This window comes from Thermoplasmata archaeon (assembly GCA_038729465.1).
Taxonomy (GTDB): domain Archaea; phylum Thermoplasmatota; class Thermoplasmata; order Thermoplasmatales; family ARK-15; genus JAVRLB01.
In genome coordinates this window covers 5,828-8,498 of sequence record JAVYRZ010000031.1, presented here as the reverse complement: position 1 = coordinate 8,498, position 2,671 = coordinate 5,828, and the positions used below count along the sequence as shown (strand labels likewise).

Below are 2,671 nucleotides of genomic sequence, written 5' to 3'. Positions count from 1 at the left end.
CGCAGTAATATACAGGATCATAAATACTGCAGATGCCATGATCGGGTACAGGTCTGAAAAATACGAGTATTTTGGCAAGTTTGCCGCACGTGCAGACGATGTGCTGAACTTCATACCTGCGCGCATACTCGGCGCATTTTTGATACTTTATTCGAGAAGAAAAGTATTGAATAATTACAGAGCGTACAGAAAGCTGAAGATAAATGGAATGTATTCTATTGCTGGCTTTGCAGCACTTTTAAATCTTACGCTTGAAAAGCCAGGATACTATAAGATTCCGGGTGCTAGAGATCCTGAGAGAAAAGATTTAAAACACGCGATCGAGTACATTGCATTTTTTTCATACCTCTTTGTTTTTATAGTACTTATTATATTGGTGAGCATGAATGGAAGTATATCATGGTGGAGCTAGAGAAGATGAGCGCGAGTACCTGGATTTTTCATATTCAAGCAATCCGTATGCTCCTAGATTTGTAAAAAAAGCCATAAAATCAGCAGAATTTGAGAGATATCCATACTGTGAGAACATGCTGGAAAAAGAGATTAAAAAAAGATTTGAAATAGAGAGAGAGGTGGTCATAGGCGCAGGAGTGACAGAGCTATTGAACATGGTCTCATATTTTTTCAAGGGCAAAACTGCAGTAATGTTAAAAAGCACGTACGGAGAATACGCTCGTGTTGCAAAATTGTTTGATATGAAAATAAGATATATAAATAATCCAGATCCTGAATTTGAAGACTTGAAACTGCACGATGAGATACTCTATTTTTCAAATCCTAACAATCCGACCGGCAAATATTACCGGTTCTTGAAAGAGCTGGCAGAAGACAACGCAAAAAACAATAGTTATTTGATAGTAGATGAGGCATTTATAGACTTTGTAGAAAAACCAGACAAAAAGTACTATGAGAACATGATAATACTGAGATCATTTACCAAATCTTATAATATTGCAGGGATAAGAACTGGCTATGCTATTGCAGATCCTGACATTGCGGCACAGATACGAAAGTTCAGAATGCCCTGGAGCATTGGTGCACTAGGCTGCTCTGTAGTTAAAGCGATTGTTGATGACTCAGAGTACCTAGCTACCACCATTCCGAAAATTGCAAGAGAACGAAAAAGATTAGAAACGCGTTTAAACTTAAAAACCGACTCAAACTATTTTATTGCAGATGTTAAAAATGCAAGTGATGTAAGTGAAAAATTAAAAAAGAAAAATATACTTGTCAGAAACTGCAGTTCTTTCGGACTGAACTGTTGCATCCGCTTTTCAATAAAGAAAAAAAACGAAAACAGTATTTTAATAGAAGAGCTAGAAAAGTTTGAGCCCAGCATACCAGGATGGTTGAGATTTTGAAAAAATATGTGCCTATCATGGTTGTAGGAACCGCTTCAGGAGCTGGAAAATCTATAGTTGTAACTGCTCTGTGCCGCATATTTGCAGATATGGGCATAGATGTTGCACCTTTTAAAGTGCAGAATATGTCTTTGAATGCAATAGCAGTGCGCGATGGAGAGATGGCTTACGCACAGTATCTGCAAGCATTAGCGGCAAGGGTAGAGCCAACAGTATTGATGAATCCCATTTTATTGAAACCGGAAAATGACAGAACTCATATAGTGCTTTTGGGAAAGCATTATAAGACTGTGACCGCAAAGAAATACATGAACATGGAAAAAGATGAGGTTTACAAAACCGCGAAAAATGCGTTCGAAAAGCTGCAAAATGAGCATGAAATGATAGTTATTGAAGGTGCTGGCTCTCCTGCAGAGATAAATCTGGCACATGATATTGCAAACCTGAAATTTGCAAATGATATTGGTGCAAAGATAGTGCTGGTCGCAGACATAGATCGTGGTGGCGCATTTGCGAGCATTGTCGGCACTCTAGAGCTCATTGACCGAAAAAATATGATAGGAATCATTATAAACAAGTTTAGGGGTGATGAATCTTTACTTTATCCGGGCTTTGAGTTTTTAGAAAATAAATATCATATTCCGGTGTTAGGTACCATCCCTTACATCTCGCATGCAATACCTGACGAAGACTCTCTGAGATCTTGGCCAAACAAAGATGGAGCTACCAGAATATCTGTGATCAAGATCCCGAACATTTCCAATTTCACGGATTTCAATGTTTTTGAGCATGTTGATGATGTGGGATTGAGATACGTAGACAATCCAGAACATTTGAGAGGTTCAGACCTGATCATTGTTCCAGGCTCAAAGCTCACTGTGCCTGACCTGACATGGCTGAAAGAGCAGGGACTTGATGAGGTCTTGAAAGAAGAAAAGAAAAATGGAACAATGATAATAGGCATATGCGGTGGGTACCAGATGCTTGGCAAATACATAGTTGATAACGTAGAATCGAAAAAAGGAAAGGTTGCAGGTGTTGGGATATTAGATTCAAAGACCGTATTTGGCATGGTTAAAAATACAAACGTGATATATGGAACTGTAATTGCACCGAAATTTGAGAATATGAAGATAAAAGGATATGAGATTCATAACGGTGTTACTAGCTCAAAAACTCATTTTTCTAAAATTTACAGAGTAAATGATAGATATATTGCAAGATTTGATGGCTCTTATGAAAATAATGTGATAGGCACATATTTTCATGGATTGTTTGAAAATTTGGAGTTTACAGAACTGTTAATTAAT

General features: G+C 37.7%; 3 protein-coding genes. All 3 read left to right on the top strand.

From position 1 onward, the window contains the following. A partial coding sequence (locus QXQ25_06530) for a cobalamin biosynthesis protein (protein MEM0161358.1) occupies positions 1-412 on the top strand: 412 nt, incomplete at its 5' end. Beyond that, the gene (locus QXQ25_06525) at positions 387-1,361 is read left to right on the top strand and encodes an aminotransferase class I/II-fold pyridoxal phosphate-dependent enzyme (GenBank protein ID MEM0161357.1); all 975 of its coding nucleotides are present in this window, start codon (positions 387-389) and stop codon (positions 1,359-1,361) included. The genes QXQ25_06530 and QXQ25_06525, both read left to right, overlap by 26 nt. Further along, positions 1,346-2,671: cobyric acid synthase (locus QXQ25_06520; protein ID MEM0161356.1), on the top strand; the 1,326-nt coding region annotated here is incomplete at its 3' end. The genes QXQ25_06525 and QXQ25_06520, both read left to right, overlap by 16 nt.